Raw genomic sequence first — 18,109 nt, 5'->3', positions numbered from 1 at the left:
AGCGCTACCGTCACTCCAGCTCAGACACCGCCAGTCGAATTACTCTCGCCGCCTTCTGCTCCGGCAGCGCCAGCACCTTGGCCCACATCTCCTGCACCATATCGCAGGAGAACTTCTCTTTGCCCGCCGCCTTCTCCGGCATCTGCAGCAGCTGGATGTCCTCACCGTACTTATCGGCAAGCGCCTTCATAATCGGTCGCACATCCTCGACGGCCGCCTCGCGTTCGGCCGGGGTCACGGTGTGGCGGTTTTTGCCGTAGGCCGCGCGCATCATGTCAGCATCGGCCTGCATGCGCCGCGTCATCAGGTCTTTATCCAGCATGCGCATCGGGTTCACGCCGCCCTTCACCATCGGGTAGAGGAAGCGGAAGCAGGCGTCGTCGCTCACCTTCTGAATGGCGGCGGTCTGCTCCATGTTGATGGTCATGTAGTTCACCACGTTGGCGTCCGGGGCGTTTTGCAGGCGCGACATCTGCAGATGCAGGATCTGCGGCTGGATGGTGTCGATAATCTGCTGCTCCGGCTCGCCCGCTTTTTGCAGGGCGGCCATCTGGTCGAGGATGCGCTGATGCAGCGCGGGCTCCTGCTCCTTAATCACCTGCCAGGCGGGCATCGCGTTGAGGGTGGTATCAATCTGGTGTTCGGGAGCACGCTGCTTATCGAAGAATACCCAGAACGCCACGGCGGCAGCCGCGACGACGACAATCACAATACGGGTCCACGTTTTATTCATCTCGCATCCTTATCCTTTCGCTATGCCGGTTTACACCGGCACGCCGCTGTGGAAGCGAAACTCGTTGTCCGGTGTCGAGATAAGTGTGGCTTCAATTTCGCCAAAAAGCTGTATGCGCGGTGAGATATCGTCGTCGCTTACCTGCCGGGCAAGCGTCAGGTAGTCCTGATAGTGGCGCGCTTCCGAGCGCAGCAGCGAGAGATAGAACTTCTGCAGGTCGTCGTCGAGGGACGGGGCCAGCGCGGCGAAGCGTTCGCAGGAGCGGGCTTCGATGTAGGCGCCGCAGATGAGCTTGTCGATCAGCGTCAGCGGCTCGTGGGTGCGCACGTCCTTCAGCATCCCTTTGGCGTAGCGGCTGGCGGTGATTTTGACGTACGGAATATCGCGGGCCAGCATCGCCTCGCGCACCTGCCAGAAGTGGTGCAGCTCCTCTTTAATCAGCAGCACCATGCTGTCGATGAGAGCCTGGCCCCACGGGTCGTCGGTTTTGGGCATCACGCTTTTGCCAATCTGCTTGTGCAGGGCGATGAAGTCCGGCTCCGGGCCGTCGCGGAAGGTGAACTGTTCGTAGGGTTTGAGCCAGTCGAGCAGCGCGTCGGCACCGCTTTCGTCGGCGACGTATTTACGCACCAGCAGCAGCGCGGTCTGGGCGGCCTTGAGCTCGCACACCATGTGGTCGGTGAGCAGCAGCGGCAGGTTCGCCGGGTCGCGGGCTTTATCAATCCATGCTTGCGGGGTCGGGCACTGGAGGAAGTTGAGTACGGGGGCGAGTATCTGCGGGTAATCCATGGTTCTGCCTTGAAAAAAGCGGTGGCGCGCGCCACCGCCTGAAACGCTTAGTGACGCACGCCGTCGTCGTCTTCGTCGATGTAATCTTCGTCGTCACCTTCTTCGCCGTCTTCACCGTTCGGATCTTCGAAGTAGGTTCCCCAGCCGTCGTATTCCACGTCAAACTTCTCGGCCAGGTTCATCAGCTGTTCGACCTGCGCGTCGATCAGCTCCGCCTTCAGCGCGCCTTCGCTCAGGATGTCGCAGCAGATGACGGTGTCGCCCTCTTCCACTTCCAGCTCTTCCGGCTCGGTCACTTCGTAACCCAGCTTGAAGGCTTCCACGGCCATTTTTTCCAGCGCGTCGAAATCATCCGCAGAGAAATGGTGCTCGATGGTGTACAGCGCGTCCGGATCGCTACCGTCTTCCAGCAGCTCTTCAATAATCAGACGCGTCTCTTCGCGTTGCTCTTCCAGGTGTTCCGGGTTTGCCATGGCTCAATCCTCTTTAAAGTGCGGCAGATACTTCTATTTTCACACACGGACGGGTTTGCCTCCACCTTTGTTGGAAAGATTTGTGAAACGGGGTTGCAAATGAATAATTACACATATAAAGTGAATTTTAATTCAATAAGTGGCGTTCGCCATGTGAGGATAAAATGTCTGATCTGTACAAGAAACACTTTCTGAAATTGCTCGACTTTACCCCTGCACAGTTCACTTCTCTGCTGACCCTTGCCGCACAGCTCAAAGCCGATAAAAAAAATGGCAAGGAAGTACAAAAGCTTACCGGTAAAAACATCGCGCTCATCTTCGAAAAAGACTCGACCCGTACCCGTTGCTCTTTCGAAGTTGCCGCATTTGACCAGGGCGCACGCGTCACCTATTTAGGGCCGAGCGGCAGCCAGATTGGGCATAAAGAGTCAATTAAGGACACCGCGCGCGTGCTCGGGCGGATGTACGACGGCATTCAGTATCGCGGCCATGGCCAGGAAGTCGTCGAGACGCTGGCGCAGTATGCGGGCGTGCCGGTGTGGAACGGGCTGACCAACGAGTTCCATCCAACCCAACTGCTGGCGGACCTGCTGACCATGCAGGAGCACCTGCCGGGCAAGGCGTTTAACGAGATGACGCTGGTCTATGCGGGCGACGCGCGCAACAACATGGGCAACTCGATGCTGGAAGCGGCGGCGCTGACCGGGCTGGATCTGCGCCTGGTGGCCCCGAAGGCCTGCTGGCCGGAAGAGAGCCTGGTGGCGGAGTGCAGCGCACTGGCGGAGAAGCACGGCGGGAAGATCACCCTGACGGAAGACGTGGCGGCGGGCGTGAAGGGCGCGGACTTTATCTATACCGACGTGTGGGTGTCGATGGGTGAAGCCAAAGAGAAGTGGGCGGAGCGTATCGCGCTGCTGCGCGGGTATCAGGTGAATGCGCAGATGATGGCGCTGACCGGCAACCCGGACGTGAAGTTCCTGCACTGTCTGCCGGCGTTCCATGACGACCAGACCACGCTCGGCAAGCAGATGGCGAAAGAGTTCGATCTGCACGGCGGGATGGAAGTAACGGACGAGGTGTTTGAGTCGAAGGCGAGCATCGTGTTCGACCAGGCGGAAAACCGGATGCATACGATTAAGGCGGTGATGGTGGCGACGCTTGGGGAGTGATTGACTCCTCTGCGGTCTGGTGCCCTCACCCCGGCCCTCTCCCACAGGGAGAGGGAGAACACCCAGCCCGTAGGCCCGTGCAAGCGCAGCGCCGCCGGGCGAATCAGGCGGTGATGCGGCCTGGTGCCCTCACCCCGGCCTTCTCCCACGGGGAGAGAGAACACCCAACCCGTAGGCCCGTGCAAGCGCAGCGCCGCCGGGCGAATCAGGCGACGATGCGGCTGATGCCCTTTCTCCCACAACCCGCTCTACTCAATTGATTTTTCACCCCGAAAAAGGTACGTTTTCGCCTTAATTCCAGCGTGGACATACCAGCATTATGCCGATTATTCAGTCTGTTGAACGTGCGTTGCAGATCCTCGACCTGTTCAACGAGCAGGCCACCGAGCTTAAGATCACCGACATCAGCAAACTGATGGGGCTCAGCAAGAGTACCCTCCACTCGCTGCTGAAAACCCTGCAGCTTCACGGCTATATCGATCAGAACCCGGAGAACGGCAAATATCGCCTCGGCATGAAGCTGGTCGAGCGCGGCCATTTTGTCGTGGGCTCCATCGATATTCGTCAGAAGGCGAAAGGCTGGCTGACGGAGCTGTCCCAGCGGACCGGGCAGACCACCCATCTGGGGATCCTGGACGGGCGTGAAGGGGTCTATATCGAGAAGATTGAAGGCAAGCTGGCCGCCATCGCCTATTCGCGCATTGGCCGCCGCCTGCCGGTTCACGCCACCGCTATCGGCAAGGTGTTGATTGCCTGGCTGGGCGAGGCCGAGCTGAACGCTCTGCTTGAGGGCTATCAGTACACCACCTATACCCCTTCCACCCTCGCCTCTCGTGAAGCACTAATGAGCGCCCTGACGCAGACCCGCGCGCAGGGCTACGCCCTGGATAGCGAAGAGAACGAGCAGGGCGTGCGCTGCGTGGCGGTGCCGGTGTGGAACCACGAATCCCGCATCATCGCCGCCCTGAGCCTGTCGACGCTGACCTCGCGCGTGGACGACGCAGAGCTGGCTGATTTCCGCGAGCAGCTCCAGCAGGCCGGGCTCGAGCTGTCACGCGCGCTGGGCTACCCGGCCTGAGCCGTTAAACCGGCTCGTAGGTGAAGTAGTCAAAGTCTGCGTGGCAGCCATCTCCGCTGATGTCCTCGCAGTGCAGCCCCACAAACGCGCCAGTAAAGAAGCCGCGCCCGCCGATGTAGTCGTCCGACAGCTTCCACGCCTCATACGTCACCGGCACGGCGTGCCACGTCTCGCCGTCAAACGAGTAGCTGTAGCGGTAGACCAGCGTATCCACGTCCACGCGCAGCCAGACGCTCTCCGCATGTTCCGGCACCGGAATCGGCTGCTCGTGCAGCGGCCACGACGGCACGTTGTGGTCGAGCTGGATCACCTTAATCGTTCTGCCTTGCCCCTCCTCGTAGTCCACAAAGCAGTAGCTCCAGTTTTTGCTGTTGTAGTAGCAGGTCAGCCCCGCGCTCTGCTGGAAGTGGACCGGCCAAAACTGCATCCGCGTCTCCGCCCGGAAGGCGAAGTGCTGCCAGCGGCGCGCCACGGTCGACTGGGTGAAGGTCGAGTTGAGCGAGTCGTTGCCGTAGAGCCGTAAGTAGCCCGGGCGCGCGGTGAGCGAGCCGAGGGTGTCGTCGAACGGAATGCGCAGGGTCTGCAACTCCGGGTCAAGCGAACTGGCGTCGAAATCCTCCCGCCAGCTGCCCTGAACGGCTGCAGGCTGCTCCGCCACCTGCGGGCCTTTCACGGTCAGCTGCGCGTGCTTGCCGCCTTCCACGTACGGCCAGCCGTCGCGCCATTCAATGCGGGCGATACCGGTCTCGCGCCCCAGCGGGCAGTAGCCACGCCCGCCGGAGGCCAGCAGCGGCACGCCGGGCAGGCGCAGCGGGCGGCTGGTGAGGTAGGCCATGAACCACTCCCCCGTGTGGGTCTGCAGCAGCGAGCCGTGGCCGCTCTTCTGCAGCGGGTTCTCCGGCAGGTGCCAGCTGGTCATCATCGTCACGTCCGGGTGCAACTCGTACGGCCCGTCGATGTTTTTGGAACGCAGCACCACGACGGCGTGCTCGTAGCTGGTGCCGCCTTCGGCGACCATCAGGTAGTACCATCCCGCGTGGCGATAGAGGTGCGCCCCCTCGGTGTAGCAGAGCGGCGTGCCGGTAAACAGGGTTTTGCGCTCGGGCGAGAGGGTGCCGGTCTGCGGATCAAACTCCTGCAATACGATGGTGTTGTGCGGGTTGCTGTGGTGGCGCGGCCCCCACGGGCGGTAGAGATAATATTTGCGGCCATCGTCGTCGTGGAACAGGGACGGGTCAAACCCGCCGTTGCCCATGGGGATCGGCTCGCTCCACGGCCCCTCAATGGACGGCGCGGTGACGAGGAAGTTACGGCCATTTTTCCACGGCGAGTCGACAATCTTCACGTCGGTGTAGAGCAGCCAGAATTTACCGTCGGCGTAGCTCAGGCACGGCGCCCAGATGCCGCCGGAGTCCGGGTTGCCCTTCATGTCCAGCATCGACACGCGGTTCAGCGGGGTGCTGACCAGCGACCAGTTTTTCAGGTCGCGGGAGTGGTAGATGCGCACGCCCGGGAACCACTCGAAGGTCGAAGTGGCGATGTAGTAGTCCTCGCCCTGGCGGCACAGGGACGGGTCCGGGTTGAAGCCGGTCAGAATAGGGTTAGTGATTTGCATAGTGCCTCCGGTTAATGGGATGCGGCTGTCGCGGCGTCGGGAACGGCCTCGCCCTGCGCCGCGCGGTGCTTGATCAGCTGCTGGCTGATGGCCTCCACGCGGGCGTCGGTGAGCTTGTAGAACGACAGCATGATGAACATGCCCGCGTAGAGCACCACCGGCACCACGCAGAACAGAATTTTGATGGTGGTCAGCACCTCAACCGGCTGCACGCTGCTGCTGGCGGAGTAGTTGACGTACGCCAGGATCCAGCCCACCACCGCCCCGCCAATCGCCAGGCCAATCTTCAGGCTGAACAGGTAGGTGGAGAACACCAGGCCGTCGAGGCGGCGCCCGCTGCGGCTCTCCTCGTAGTCCACCACGTCAGAGGCCATCAGCCACTGCAGCGGCGTAGTGGTGTTAAAGACGAACAGGAACAGGATGTTGAGGGCGAAAATCAGCGCGATGTGCTCCGCCGGGGTGACGAAAATCAGCAGGCTGATCAGCGAGTAGGCGACGATGATCCACTTGAAGGCGGTGACGCGGTCGAAGCGCCCCAGCAGTCGGGAGGAGCAGAGCGAGCCAAACATGGTGGCGAGGCTGCCGTAGAGTAAGAACTGGGTCGCCATCTCCGGGTGATCCATCACGTATTTGACGAAGTAGAGCGTCGCCCCGCCGCGCACCACGTTGGAACAGGTCGCCATCATCTTGAACGCGCACATGATCCGCCACTGGCCGTTGCCGAGCAGCAGCCTGAGATCTTTCGCCACCGACGAGCCCGGCTGCACCTCAAAGGTGTAGCGCTCTTTGGTGGTGAAGAAGCAGACGTAGAGCAGCACCACGCCGGTCAGGCCCAGCACGCACATGGCGCCGAAATAGCCCACCTGCTCATCCCCCTTGCCGATGATGCTCACCAGCGGCAGGGCAATGCCGCTGATGGCGAGCGATCCCGCCGCCGCCAGGAAGAAGCGCCAGGACTGCAGAGCATGACGCTCTTTCGGGTCGGCGGTGATGACGCCGGGCATGGCGCAGTACGGCACGTTAACGAAGGTGTAGACCAGGGTCAGAAGAATGTAGGTCACGCAGGCGTAGATGATTTTGCCCTGCGCGGAGAAGTCCGGCGTGTAAAAGGTCAGCACGCAGACGATGCCAAACGGGATGGCGCCCCACAGCAGGAACGGGCGGAACTGGCCGTGCCGCGTGCGGGTGCGGTCGACCAGCAGCCCCATCAGCGGGTCGGTCACGGCGTCGAGCACGCGTGAGATTAAAAACAGCGTCCCCATAATGCCCGCCGACAGGCCGAAGACGTCGGTGTAGAAGTAGGCCAGCAGGAACATCGTGGCCTGCCAGACGAAGCCGCAGGCGGTGTCACCCAGCCCGTAGCCAATTTTGTCTTTCATGGTTAATTGCGTCATCAGAATTACACCCTTATGTAGTGTGCTGAATTACAACATCGTGTTAATGGAGTGTAATGAGCTGTTCAATTAACCAGCAATGGTCATATCTTATTTCTGAATTACGTTATTTTGCTTTTGTGACGCCAACGATATATCACAACTTATTGTTTATATTGATAAAATAAAGACAAGAAAAAGCCGTCCACGGAATATATTCCGTAGACGACAATCGCGTGAAAAATAATTAAAGTCCGAGCGCTTTTTTACCGGCGTTAATTACCTCGATAATTTTATCGGTATCATAAATACAGCCTTTCCAGGTGCCGCCGCTGACCGACTGTAATGCTGCCCACAGGCGGGTGTCGTCCGGCAAAAAGTCGTGGGCGTGCAGGTCCGGGTGCGTCTGCCGCCGAGCCAGCTCGCGCGCGCCCTCCTCCGGCGTCAGCGGGTTGTCCGCGGTACCGATAAAGTTCACGCTACCCGTTAACGTCAGTCGGTCGACAGCTATCTCGATGATGTCGTTATCGCGCAGCTTGCCAATCGGCCCGCCCGCCAGCGCCTCCGGCGACACGTGGCCGAAGCAGGCGCCTGTCGACACGCCCGAGAAGCGCGCATCGGTGATGAGCGATACCGTCTTGCCCCACGAGATATGCTTCAGCGCGGAGGTAAGCTGGTAGGTCTCTTCCATGCCGGTGCCGGACGGCCCGCCGCCGATCACCACCATGATATCGCCCTGCGCAATTTCTTCCCGCTTGATGGCCTTGATCGCCTGCGCTTCCGAGACAAACACCCGCGCCCGACCGGTGTGGCGGTAAACGCCATCTTCACCGACGACCGATGGGTCGATCGCCGTGGCCTTGATCACCGATCCTTCCGGCGCGATGTTGCCCGTCGGGAAGCAAACCGTCGAGGTCAGCCCTTTCGCTTTTGCCTTCTCCGGCGGCAGGATCACGTCATCCGGATCCACGCCATCCTGCTCGCGCAGGCACTGGCGGAAGCGCGCACGGCGCTCGGACGCCTGCCACCAGTCGAGGTTCTCGCCCACCGTCTGGCCGGTCACGGTCATGGCGTCCAGATGCAGCAGGCCAAGATCGCGCAGGTGGAGCATCACCTCCGGCACGCCGCCCGCGAGGAAGGCGCGCACGGTCGGGTGATAGTCCGGGCCGTTGGGCAGTACGCTGACCAGGCGCGGCACCTTACGGTTGACGCGCGTCCAGTGCTCTACGTCCGGGATTGTGCAGCCCGCCGCGTGGGCGATGGCCGGAATGTGCAGCAGTAAATTGGTCGAGCCGCCGAACGCCGCATGGATCACCATGGCGTTTTCGATGGCTTTGTCGGTGAGGATATCGCGCGTGGTGATGCCGCGGTTATCCAGCTCGCTGACCGCGCGCGCCGACTGGCGGGCGATCTCCAGCCATACCGCCTGCCCGGACGGGGCCAGCGCGGAGTGCGGCAGCGCCAGCCCCAGCGCCTCCGCGACCACCTGCGAGGTGCCCGCCGTGCCGAGGAACTGACATCCGCCGCCCGGCGACGCGCAGGCGCGACAGCCCAGCTCGGCGGCCTCCTGCAGGGAGAGTTCGTGGTTGGCAAAGCGCGCGCCAATGGTCTGCACCTTGCCCGCGTCTTCCCCCACGGTTGGCGGCAGCGTCGCCCCGCCCGGCACCAGAATGGTCGGCAGGTCGTGCATCGAGGCCAGGGCAATCATGGTCGCGGGCAGCCCTTTATCGCAGGTGGCGACGCCAATCACCGCCCGGCGTGTCGGAAGGGAACGGATCAGGCGGCGAAACACGATCGCCGCGTCGTTGCGGTACGGCAGGGAGTCGAACATGCCGTGCGTGCCCTGAGAGCGCCCGTCGCAGGGATCGCTGACGAAGGCCGCAAACGGGATCCCGCCGTTGCGGGTGATCTCCTTCGCCGCCGCCTGCATCTGCATGCCGATCTCCCAGTGGCCAGTGTGGTAGCCCAACGCGACCGGGCGTCCGTCCCCGGCGCGGATGCCGCCCTGGGTGCCGATAATCAGCACCTCTTTGCCGGTCAGCTTGTTGGCGTCCCAGCCCATCCCGGCGTTCTGCGTCATGCCGAACAGGTTGCCGCTGGGGGATTCCATCAGCATCTGCGGGGTCAGCGGCAGCGCGCCCTGCGGCCCCGCCGCGTGGGTGATCACCGCATAAAACGCATCGTCCTGTGGGGTGAAAATCTTCTCGATGGTCATGGTTATCGTCCGGCTCAGCAGAGCTTGAGCTGTTGCAGCAGGGTTTTCAGCTGCGCCTTGCGCGGCGCGTCCAGGGGTGACGCGGGCGGCAGCACGTGCGTGGAGATCGGGCGGCCGCAGAGCACAATCGCCTCTTTAATAACGTTCACAAACGGCGTATCCAGCTGATACATCTGCGGGATTTGCTGCAGGGTCTGATGATACTCAGCCGCTTTCGCCACGTCTTTGTCTCGCCAGGCTTTCAGAAGATTCACCGACACCTGCGGAGCAAAGTTGACGCTCGCCGAAATTGCCCCGTCGCCGCCGAGCAGCAGGGTATTAAACAGATGATCGTCGTAGCCGCAGAGCACGGTGAAGTGCGGGTGAGCGGCTTTGACGGTATGGATCATGCTGCGCAGGTGGGCAACGGAGTCGATGGTGTCTTTGATGCCAACGATGTTGCTGCGCGAATCGGCCAGGGTTTTCACCAGCGCCGGGGTCAGATCCTGCCCGGTCAGCGCCGGGAAGTTATAGAGCATCACCGGCAGCGTGACGCTGTCCGCCACCTGCTCGAAATAGCGGATCAGGTTCGCTTCCGACACTTTCCAGTAGTAAGGGTTGATCACCACGATGCCGTCCGCCCCCGCCTGCTGCGCGTGCTGGCTGAGCGCAATGGTTTCCCGGGCGTTGGTGCCGCCGGTGCCGATCAGGACCGGTACGCGACGATCGACATGATCGATGGCAAATTGGGCAATAGTTTTACGCTCTTCGGCGCTGAGCTGGGAAAACTCGCCGCCGCTGCCCAGGAAGAACAGGCCGTCAACGCCTGCCGCGATCAGATCGTCGATCAGCGCGGCGGTACCCTGCTTATCGAGCTGGCCATCGGCGGTAAAAATAGTGGAGACAGGGGGAATGATTCCCGTGAACAACGCGGACTGCGGCATGAGATCTCCTTGCTGAATCATTTCGTTCTACATTATAGAACAGCGTTCGTTAAATTAACGATCATACTATGACGCAGGAAAAGCGCAGGTAAATGAGAGATGCAGAGGGAGTGCGGGAAATTTAAGCTGGATCACATATTGCCCCCCCTCACCCCGGCCCTCTCCCCTGTGGGGCGAAGGGGAAAAGACGGCTCGGAGCAGTCCCCTCTCCCCTGTGGGGAGAGGGTTAGGGTGAGGGGTAAGGGTTACTCTACAAGCATCTTCACCACAACTTTCCTGACCTTAGCAGGCGCCCCCACCGCGCACAGCGGCTTGTGCACCTCACCCGGCCAGAACACCACAAAATCCCCTTCGCCCAGCACCACGGTTTTCTCCTGCTCGCCTTCCGGCAGGAAGGCGATGTCTTTGTCCGCCAGCCAGTCGGTGTCCGGCGTGCCGGGCGGCAGGGTGCTGAAGGTCATCCCTTCCTGCCCCTTCATCACGATCTGAATATCCAGATAGCGCGCGTGGTACTCGGCGCGACGCTCGGCGAACGGCTGGGTTGTATCTTCAGAGACCAGATAAAACAGGCTGTTGCCGTTGATGTCGTGCTTGCCGAGCGGCGTCGCGTCGGTGACGTGGGCTTTAACATGCTCAATGGCCTGTCGCAGTTCGTCAGGCAGCCAGGAGTGCAGATGGTGGATGTTGCCGATAATCATCAGAAAACCCTCGATATAAAACAACGTTTCATTTTCATCTTTTATACGAGAATCCTGGCTGCCATACCAGCGCTTTTTAGACGGGTTTTGCGCGAACGCATGTTTATCGGGAATGGTGTTAATTTGCTGTTAAGCCCTCGCAGGCATTTATGCAGTCATTATGCATATCTTCAGTTCTTCGTTATCACGGCCTTGCGCTAACTTACTGATCGTCATGCCTTAACAACAAAACTCGCTACAGCTTCACATTTTATCACTTTGATAATTTGCTATTAAATTCAATAAATATTTATTGATTTTCCTTAAGCCAAAAATAGTTAATTAGCAATATTGCATAGCCATTCCCCGCCGCCTTTAAACACAATTAAAATCAATGGCTTAACAAAATATTTCAAAGCATGAAATTCTACAAAACACTAACAACTGCAAATAATGACAACGGATAGTGCTTAGCTATTCACCTCGCCAGAATAACCAATTAATCATTATCTGATGCGAATCATGCAAATGAAAACAAACCGCTTAATATCCATTTTCGCGTGAGCAACATCACAATACAGATTATTTAACTGCCTAGTATGAATTACGAAATCAATTGAGCTTAGCCGCCATGAAATTAAATGCATCACATGGCGCATGCCCTTTTTATTCTGAAAAACAGTTAAAGGAATAATTATGGAAAAGCATTACGTCGGTTCTGAAATTGGTCAATTGCGTAGCGTTATGCTGCACCGCCCAAATTTAAGTCTGAAGCGTCTCACGCCATCAAACTGTCAGGAGCTGCTTTTCGATGACGTGCTCTCGGTTGAGCGTGCGGGTGAGGAGCATGACATCTTCGCAAACACGCTGCGCGAGCAGGGTGTGGAAGTCCTGCTGTTGACCGACCTTCTGACACAAACCCTTGATATTGCTGAGGCGAAAGCCTGGCTGCTGGAGACGCAAATCTCTGATTATCGCCTCGGCCCTACCTTTGCCGGCGACGTTCGCGGCTGGCTGGCGGATATGCCGCACCGCGAACTGGCGCGCAGGCTGAGCGGCGGATTAACCTACGGTGAAATTCCGGCAGCCATTAAAAATATGGTGGTGGATACCCACACGGCGAATGATTTTATTATGAAGCCGCTGCCAAACCATTTATTTACCCGCGATACCTCCTGCTGGATCTATAACGGCGTCTCTATTAACCCGATGGCCAAACCGGCGCGTCAGCGTGAAACCAATAACCTGCGGGCAATATATCGCTGGCACCCGGCGTTCGCCGACGGCGATTTTATTAAGTATTTCGGCGACGAGAATATTAATTACGACCACGCCACCTTAGAAGGCGGTGACGTATTAGTGATTGGCCGCGGCGCGGTATTGATCGGCATGTCCGAACGCACGACGCCGCAGGGCGTGGAGTTTCTCGCCAACAGCCTGTTCAAACACCGTCAGGCTGAGCGCGTGATCGCCGTTGAGCTGCCAAAACACCGCTCCTGCATGCACCTCGACACCGTCATGACCCACATAGACGTGGATACCTTCTCCGTCTACCCGGAAGTGGTGCGCAAAGACGCCCAGTGCTGGACGCTCACCCCGGACGGACGCGGCGGCCTGCTGCGCACCCAGGAAACCGACCTGCTGCACGCCATCGAGAAAGCGCTCGGCATTAACCAGGTACGTCTGATCACCACCGGCGGCGACGCCTTTGAGGCCGAACGCGAGCAGTGGAACGACGCCAATAACGTCCTGACCATCCGCCCCGGCGTGGTGATCGGCTACGAGCGCAACGTCTGGACCAACGAGAAGTACGACAAAGCGGGTATCACCGTGCTGCCCATCCCGGGCGACGAACTCGGACGCGGCCGCGGCGGCGCGCGCTGCATGAGCTGCCCGCTGGAACGCGACGGAATTTAAAGGAGCCATCATGGAACGAAAACCCACTCTGGTTGTGGCCCTGGGCGGCAACGCGCTGCTCAAGCGCGGCGAGCCGCTTGAAGCGGAGATCCAGCGCCAGAACATCGAGCAGGCCGCCCGTACCATCGCCGGGCTGACGGCGCATTGGCGCGTGGTGCTGGTACACGGCAACGGGCCGCAGGTCGGACTGCTGGCGCTGCAGAACAGCGCCTACGACAAAGTCACGCCCTACCCGCTGGACGTTCTCGGCGCCGAAAGCCAGGGAATGATCGGCTACATGCTCCAGCAGGCGCTGAAAAACAGCCTGCCGCAGCGGGAGGTGAGCGTTCTGCTCACCCAGGTGGAAGTGGATGCCGCCGACCCGGCCTTCAGCAACCCGACCAAGTACATCGGCCCGGTCTACAGCGAAGCCCAGGCAAAAACGCTGGCGGCGGAGAAAGGCTGGGTGTTTAAGGCCGACGGCAGCTACGTCCGCCGCGTGGTGCCGTCACCGCAGCCGAAGCGCATCGTCGAGAGCGACGCCATCACGGCGCTGATCCAGCGCGACCACCTGGTGATCTGCAACGGCGGCGGCGGCGTACCGGTGGTGGAACACGCCAACGGCTATCGCGGCATTGAGGCGGTAATCGACAAAGACCTCTCCGCCGCCCTGCTGGCGCGCCAGATCGAAGCCGATGCCCTGCTGATCCTCACCGATGCCGACGCGGTGTACCTCGACTGGGGCAAACCGACCCAGCGTCCGCTGGCGCAGGTGACGCCGGAACTGCTCAGGGGCATGCAGTTCGACGCCGGATCGATGGGGCCGAAAGTGGCCGCCTGCCGCGAGTTCGTTGAAGCCTGCAACGGCATTGCCGGGATCGGCGCGCTGGCCGACGGCGCGGAGATCCTCGCGGGCGAGAAAGGCACGTTGATTCGTAACTGAACACTCATTTTAAAAAGGATTTAGCCATGACCATCAACCTGAAAAACCGCAACTTCCTGAAACTGCTGGACTACACCCCGGCGGAGATCCAGTACCTGATTGACCTCGCCATTGAGCTCAAGGCCGCCAAAAAAGCCGGGCGCGAGAAACAAACCCTGGTCGGGAAAAATATCGCCCTGATCTTTGAAAAAACCTCCACCCGCACCCGCTGCGCCTTCGAAGTGGGCGCGTTCGACCAGGGCGCGCAGGTCACCTACCTCGGCCCAAGCGGATCGCAGATTGGCCATAAAGAGTCGATGAAAGACACCGCCCGCGTGCTGGGCCGCATGTACGACGGCATCGAATACCGCGGCTATGGTCAGGCCATCGTCGAAGAGCTGGGCGAGTACGCAGGCGTGCCGGTGTGGAACGGCCTGACCGACGAGTTCCACCCAACGCAAATCCTCGCCGACCTGATGACCATGCTGGAGCACTCGCCGGGCAAAACCCTGCCGGAGCTGAGCTTTGCCTATCTCGGCGACGCGCGCAACAACATGGGCAACTCCCTGATGGTGGGCGCGGCCAAGATGGGGATGGATATCCGCCTCGTCGCGCCGAAATCCTTCTGGCCGGAAGCAGGGCTGGTTGAGCAGTGCCGCGCCATTGCGAAAGAGACGGGCGCGCGCATCACCCTCACCGACGACGTGGAAGAAGGCGTGCAGGGGACCGATTTCCTCTACACCGACGTGTGGGTCTCCATGGGCGAGCCGAAGGAAGCCTGGGCCGAGCGCGTCAGCCTGATGAAGCCGTATCAGATTAACGCCCAGGTGATGAAGGCCACCGGCAACCCGAACGTCAAGTTCATGCACTGCCTGCCGGCGTTCCACAACGAGCACACCAAAGTGGGCCGCGAGATCGAGATGGCGTACGGGCTGAAGGGGCTGGAGGTGACGGAAGAGGTCTTCGAATCACCGAACTCCATCGTCTTCGACGAGGCAGAGAACCGCATGCACACCATTAAAGCGGTCATGGTGGCGACACTCGGCGACTAATCACCGCCCGGCGCGCCGCGGGTGCGCCGGGTTTAAGGAGAACATCATGGGCAAGTTTAAGTTTCCCTCCGCTTACACCATTCTCTTCTTTCTGATTGCCGTTGTGGCGGCGCTGAGCTGGGTCGTTCCCGCCGGTCAGTACCAGATGGCGATGAACGACACCCTCGGTAAAGAAGTCCCGATTGCCGGAACGTATGCGCACGTGGCGGCACATCCGCAGGGGCTGGTTTCCGTCCTGATGGCACCCATCGCCGGGCTGTACGATCCGGTTTCCGGCCAGGCCGGGGCGATCGACGTGGCGCTGTTTATCCTGATCATCGGGGGATTTCTCGGGATCGTCACCAAAACAGGGGCGATTGACGCCGGGATCGAGCGTGTTACCACCCGGCTGCGCGGACGCGAGGAGTGGATGATCCCGATCCTGATGGCGCTGTTTGCCGCGGGCGGCACCATTTACGGCATGGCCGAAGAGTCGCTGCCGTTCTACACCCTGCTGGTGCCGGTGATGCTGGCCGCCCGGTTCGATCCGGTTGTCGCCGCCTCCACCGTGCTGCTCGGCGCGGGGATCGGCACGCTGGGTTCCACCATTAACCCGTTTGCCACGGTCATCGCCGCCAACGCCGCCGGGATCCCCTTTACCAACGGCATCGCCCTGCGCGTGGCGCTGCTGGTCATCGGCTGGATCATCTGCGTGGCGTGGGTGATGCGCTACGCCCGCAAGGTGCGCAAGGATCCCTCGCAGTCGATCGTTGCAGACAAGCAGGAAGAGAACCTCGCCCATTTCCTCGGCAACAAGGGCGAACAGTCGCTGGAATTCACCCCGGTGCGCAAAATCATCCTGGTGATTTTTGCCCTCGCCTTCGCGGTGATGATTTACGGCGTTGCGGTGCTGGGCTGGTGGATGGCGGAGATCTCCGCAGTATTTCTCGCCAGCGCGATTCTCGTCGGCCTGATTGCCCGCATGAGCGAAGAGGAGCTGACGTCAACGTTTATCAACGGCGCGCGAGATTTGCTGGGCGTCGCGCTGATTATCGGCATCGCGCGCGGTATCGTAGTCATCATGGATAAGGGCATGATTACCCACACCATTTTGCACAGCGCGGAAGGGCTGGTCAGCGGGTTGTCCACGGTGGCGTTTATCAACGTGATGTACTGGCTGGAGGTCGTGCTGTCGTTTCTTGTGCCTTCTTCATCCGGCCTGGCCGTTCTGACGATGCCGATCATGGCACCGCTTGCCGATTTCGCTAACGTCAACCGCGACCTGGTGGTCACGGCTTACCAGTCGGCCTCCGGCATCGTAAACCTCGTCACGCCGACCTCAGCGGTGGTCATGGGCGGGCTGGCTATCGCCCGGGTGCCCTACGTGCGCTATCTGAAATGGGTGGCGCCGCTGCTGGCGATCCTGACGGTGGTGATTATGGTGGCGTTAAGTCTGGGGGCGTTGTTGTAATTTGCCGGATGGCGCTGCGCTTATCCGGCCTACGGATCGGTGCGGTGTCACCGGTTATTTCGGGAACTGATATGGGAAACATGATGGATTACGAAGAGTACTCTCCCAAAGAACAACTGCAGCTCACGGTGTGCCAGCGTTTGATCGCCGAAAAGAGTTATCTTTCGCAGGAAGAGATTCGCCGCGACCTGCAGGAGAGAGGGTTTGACAGCATCAGCCAGTCGACCGTTTCGCGATTGCTGAAGTTGCTCGGAGTCATAAAAATTCGAAATGCCAAAGGGCTAAAGATTTATTCGTTGAATCCTCAACTGCGCCCTGCCCCTGATGCCGCGCGTACCGTTTCGGAAATGGTGGTGAGCGTCGAGCATAATAGCGAGTTTATCCTTGTCCATACCGTCGCCGGATATGGCCGCGCGGTGGCGCGTATTCTGGATTATCACCAGCTTCCGGAAATATTAGGCGTGGTGGCCGGCAGCAGTATTGTCTGGGTCGCCCCCCGGGTGGTGAAGCGCACCGCGCTGGTGCATAAGCAAATTAATTATTTACTCAGAACGAATTAATATTCATAAAGAACCGTTTGCATTGAGTAAAGCGTGCATTAAATCGCTTGATCCGAAAAGCGAGCTGCGTATAATGCCCGACAATTTGCCGGGAGGAAGCATGGTCAAGCGTGTACGACATAACGTCTTACCGCGTCTGAAATCAGACGCTGGCCTGCCGTTTTTCTTCCCGTTGCTAAACCTATTCCCAGAGCCCCTCATTTGAGGGGCTTTTTTTTGCCCGGCGTCAGGAGATAAACATGAATCCGCTTTATCAAAAACACATCATTTCCATAAACGACCTCAGCCGCGAAGAGCTGGAACTGGTTCTGGAAACCGCGGCAAAACTGAAGGCCAATCCGCAACCGGAGCTGCTGAAGCACAAGGTGATTGCGAGCTGCTTCTTTGAAGCCTCAACCCGCACCCGCCTCTCCTTTGAGACCTCCATGCACCGCCTGGGCGCGAGCGTGGTGGGCTTCTCGGACAGCAGCAACACGTCGCTGGGTAAAAAAGGCGAGACCCTGGCGGATACCATTTCAGTCATCAGCACCTACGTCGACGCGATTGTGATGCGGCACCCGCAGGAGGGCGCGGCGCGTCTGGCAACCGAGTTTTCCGGCGGCATTCCGGTACTGAACGCCGGTGACGGTGCCAACCAGCACCCGACGCAGACCCTGCTGGATCTGTTTACCATTCAGGAGACCCAGGGCACGCTTGAGAACCTGAACATCGCCATGGTTGGCGACCTGAAATACGGCCGCACCGTTCACTCCCTGACCCAGGCGCTGGCGAAATTTAACGGCAACCGCTTCTACTTCATCGCACCGGACGCGCTGGCGATGCCGCAGTACATCCTCGACATGCTGGACGAGAAAGGCATTGCGTGGAGCCTGCATGCCAGCATCGAAGAGGTGATGAGCCACGTGGATATTCTGTACATGACCCGCGTGCAGAAAGAGCGTCTGGACCCGTCCGAATACGCCAACGTGAAGGCGCAGTTCGTGCTGCGCGCCAGCGACCTGGAAGGCGCACGCAACAACATGAAGGTCCTGCATCCGCTGCCGCGCATCGATGAGATCACCACAGACGTCGATAAAACGCCGCACGCCTGGTACTTCCAGCAGGCCGGAAACGGCATTTTCGCCCGCCAGGCGTTACTGGCACTGGTTCTGAATCGCGAATTAGCTCTGTAAGGGGAGACGACC

At 59.9% G+C, this 18,109-nt stretch carries 18 protein-coding genes and 1 pseudogene; 10 read left to right on the top strand and 9 right to left on the bottom strand.

What is annotated here, in order from left to right; translation table 11 throughout:
- Nucleotides 1-10: 10 nt before the first annotated feature.
- Genes BFG58_RS15715 through rraB form a run of 3 tightly spaced genes read right to left on the bottom strand, consistent with a single transcriptional unit; the run spans nt 11 to nt 1,995 of the window.
- On the bottom strand, nt 11-733 hold the full coding sequence (locus BFG58_RS15715; RefSeq protein ID WP_069720092.1) for a topoisomerase II: 723 nt from the start codon (nt 731-733) through the stop codon (nt 11-13).
- Nucleotides 734-763: 30 nt separating this feature from the next.
- Complete coding sequence (gene miaE, locus BFG58_RS15710; RefSeq protein ID WP_069720091.1) at nt 764-1,522, bottom strand: tRNA isopentenyl-2-thiomethyl-A-37 hydroxylase MiaE; 759 nt, start codon at nt 1,520-1,522, stop codon at nt 764-766.
- Between the two features lie 47 nt (nt 1,523-1,569).
- Nucleotides 1,570-1,995, bottom strand: coding sequence for a ribonuclease E inhibitor RraB (rraB, locus tag BFG58_RS15705; RefSeq protein ID WP_025759886.1), 426 nt, complete (start codon nt 1,993-1,995; stop codon nt 1,570-1,572).
- Nucleotides 1,996-2,094: 99 nt separating this feature from the next.
- Between rraB and BFG58_RS24210 the strand changes: the two genes are divergently transcribed.
- The 3 genes from BFG58_RS24210 (at nt 2,095) to xynR (ending at nt 4,242) form a co-directional block, all read left to right on the top strand.
- Nucleotides 2,095-2,190, top strand: a complete 96-nt coding sequence (locus BFG58_RS24210; protein WP_213014347.1) for a hypothetical protein — start codon at nt 2,095-2,097, stop codon at nt 2,188-2,190.
- Nucleotides 2,160-3,164 carry an ornithine carbamoyltransferase gene (argF, locus tag BFG58_RS15700; RefSeq protein ID WP_069720090.1) on the top strand — a complete coding sequence of 335 codons (1,005 nt, stop codon included), beginning with the start codon at nt 2,160-2,162 and terminating at the stop codon, nt 3,162-3,164. Before BFG58_RS24210 ends, argF (BFG58_RS15700) begins: the two co-directional genes overlap by 31 nt.
- A 319-nt stretch (nt 3,165-3,483) precedes the next feature.
- Nucleotides 3,484-4,242 carry a DNA-binding transcriptional repressor XynR gene (xynR, locus tag BFG58_RS15695; RefSeq protein WP_069720089.1) on the top strand — a complete coding sequence of 253 codons (759 nt, stop codon included), beginning with the start codon at nt 3,484-3,486 and terminating at the stop codon, nt 4,240-4,242.
- Nucleotides 4,243-4,246: 4 nt separating this feature from the next.
- On the opposite strand, the gene BFG58_RS15690 is transcribed toward xynR, so the two are convergent.
- The 5 genes from BFG58_RS15690 to BFG58_RS15670 all read right to left on the bottom strand — a co-directional run bounded on the left by BFG58_RS15690 (nt 4,247) and on the right by BFG58_RS15670 (nt 11,066).
- Nucleotides 4,247-5,857, bottom strand: a complete 1,611-nt coding sequence (locus BFG58_RS15690; protein ID WP_069720088.1) for a glycoside hydrolase family 43 protein — start codon at nt 5,855-5,857, stop codon at nt 4,247-4,249.
- 11 nt (nt 5,858-5,868) lie between these two features.
- Entirely contained in the window at nt 5,869-7,251 is a 1,383-nt protein-coding gene (locus tag BFG58_RS15685) for an MFS transporter (RefSeq protein ID WP_023619136.1), read from the bottom strand.
- Nucleotides 7,252-7,477: 226 nt separating this feature from the next.
- The gene (yagF, locus tag BFG58_RS15680) at nt 7,478-9,445 is read right to left on the bottom strand and encodes a xylonate dehydratase YagF (protein ID WP_069720087.1); all 1,968 of its coding nucleotides are present in this window, start codon (nt 9,443-9,445) and stop codon (nt 7,478-7,480) included.
- A 14-nt stretch (nt 9,446-9,459) separates the two neighbouring features.
- The gene (yagE, locus tag BFG58_RS15675) at nt 9,460-10,368 is read right to left on the bottom strand and encodes a 2-keto-3-deoxygluconate aldolase (RefSeq protein ID WP_069720086.1); all 909 of its coding nucleotides are present in this window, start codon (nt 10,366-10,368) and stop codon (nt 9,460-9,462) included.
- Between the two features lie 245 nt (nt 10,369-10,613).
- Nucleotides 10,614-11,066: a YhcH/YjgK/YiaL family protein gene (locus BFG58_RS15670; RefSeq protein ID WP_069720185.1), complete on the bottom strand. Its 453-nt coding sequence runs from the start codon at nt 11,064-11,066 to the stop codon at nt 10,614-10,616.
- Nucleotides 11,067-11,741: 675 nt separating this feature from the next.
- Between BFG58_RS15670 and arcA the strand changes: the two genes are divergently transcribed.
- The 5 genes from arcA to BFG58_RS15645 all read left to right on the top strand — a co-directional run bounded on the left by arcA (nt 11,742) and on the right by BFG58_RS15645 (nt 16,925).
- Complete coding sequence (gene arcA / locus BFG58_RS15665; RefSeq protein ID WP_008501384.1) at nt 11,742-12,962, top strand: arginine deiminase; 1,221 nt, start codon at nt 11,742-11,744, stop codon at nt 12,960-12,962.
- A gap of 10 nt (nt 12,963-12,972) precedes the next feature.
- Nucleotides 12,973-13,884, top strand: coding sequence for a carbamate kinase (gene arcC / locus BFG58_RS15660; RefSeq protein ID WP_069720085.1), 912 nt, complete (start codon nt 12,973-12,975; stop codon nt 13,882-13,884).
- Between the two features lie 26 nt (nt 13,885-13,910).
- Nucleotides 13,911-14,915 carry an ornithine carbamoyltransferase gene (argF, locus tag BFG58_RS15655; RefSeq protein WP_008501386.1) on the top strand — a complete coding sequence of 335 codons (1,005 nt, stop codon included), beginning with the start codon at nt 13,911-13,913 and terminating at the stop codon, nt 14,913-14,915.
- 46 nt (nt 14,916-14,961) lie between these two features.
- The gene (locus tag BFG58_RS15650; RefSeq protein WP_045908063.1) at nt 14,962-16,365 is read left to right on the top strand and encodes a YfcC family protein; all 1,404 of its coding nucleotides are present in this window, start codon (nt 14,962-14,964) and stop codon (nt 16,363-16,365) included.
- An 80-nt stretch (nt 16,366-16,445) separates the two neighbouring features.
- Entirely contained in the window at nt 16,446-16,925 is a 480-nt protein-coding gene (locus BFG58_RS15645) for an arginine repressor (RefSeq protein ID WP_039024059.1), read from the top strand.
- Here the strand turns inward: BFG58_RS15645 and BFG58_RS23910 are convergent.
- Nucleotides 16,922-17,046 (bottom strand): annotated as a pseudogene (locus BFG58_RS23910) (hypothetical protein). The gene BFG58_RS15645 and the pseudogene BFG58_RS23910 overlap by 4 nt on opposite strands.
- Between BFG58_RS23910 and BFG58_RS23440 the strand changes: the two are divergent.
- Both BFG58_RS23440 and pyrB read left to right on the top strand, forming a co-directional pair.
- On the top strand, nt 17,026-17,130 hold the full coding sequence (locus BFG58_RS23440) for a pyrBI operon leader peptide (protein WP_022646880.1): 105 nt from the start codon (nt 17,026-17,028) through the stop codon (nt 17,128-17,130). The pseudogene BFG58_RS23910 and the gene BFG58_RS23440 overlap by 21 nt on opposite strands.
- 34 nt (nt 17,131-17,164) lie before the next feature.
- Complete coding sequence (pyrB, locus tag BFG58_RS15640; RefSeq protein ID WP_069720084.1) at nt 17,165-18,097, top strand: aspartate carbamoyltransferase; 933 nt, start codon at nt 17,165-17,167, stop codon at nt 18,095-18,097.
- Nucleotides 18,098-18,109: the final 12 nt, after the last annotated feature.

Source organism: Enterobacter sp. ku-bf2 (assembly GCF_001742765.1).
Classification (GTDB): domain Bacteria; phylum Pseudomonadota; class Gammaproteobacteria; order Enterobacterales; family Enterobacteriaceae; genus Enterobacter; species Enterobacter quasiroggenkampii.
Note: the sequence above shows the minus strand (reverse complement) of the source record. Positions and strands in the feature narration are given on the sequence as shown.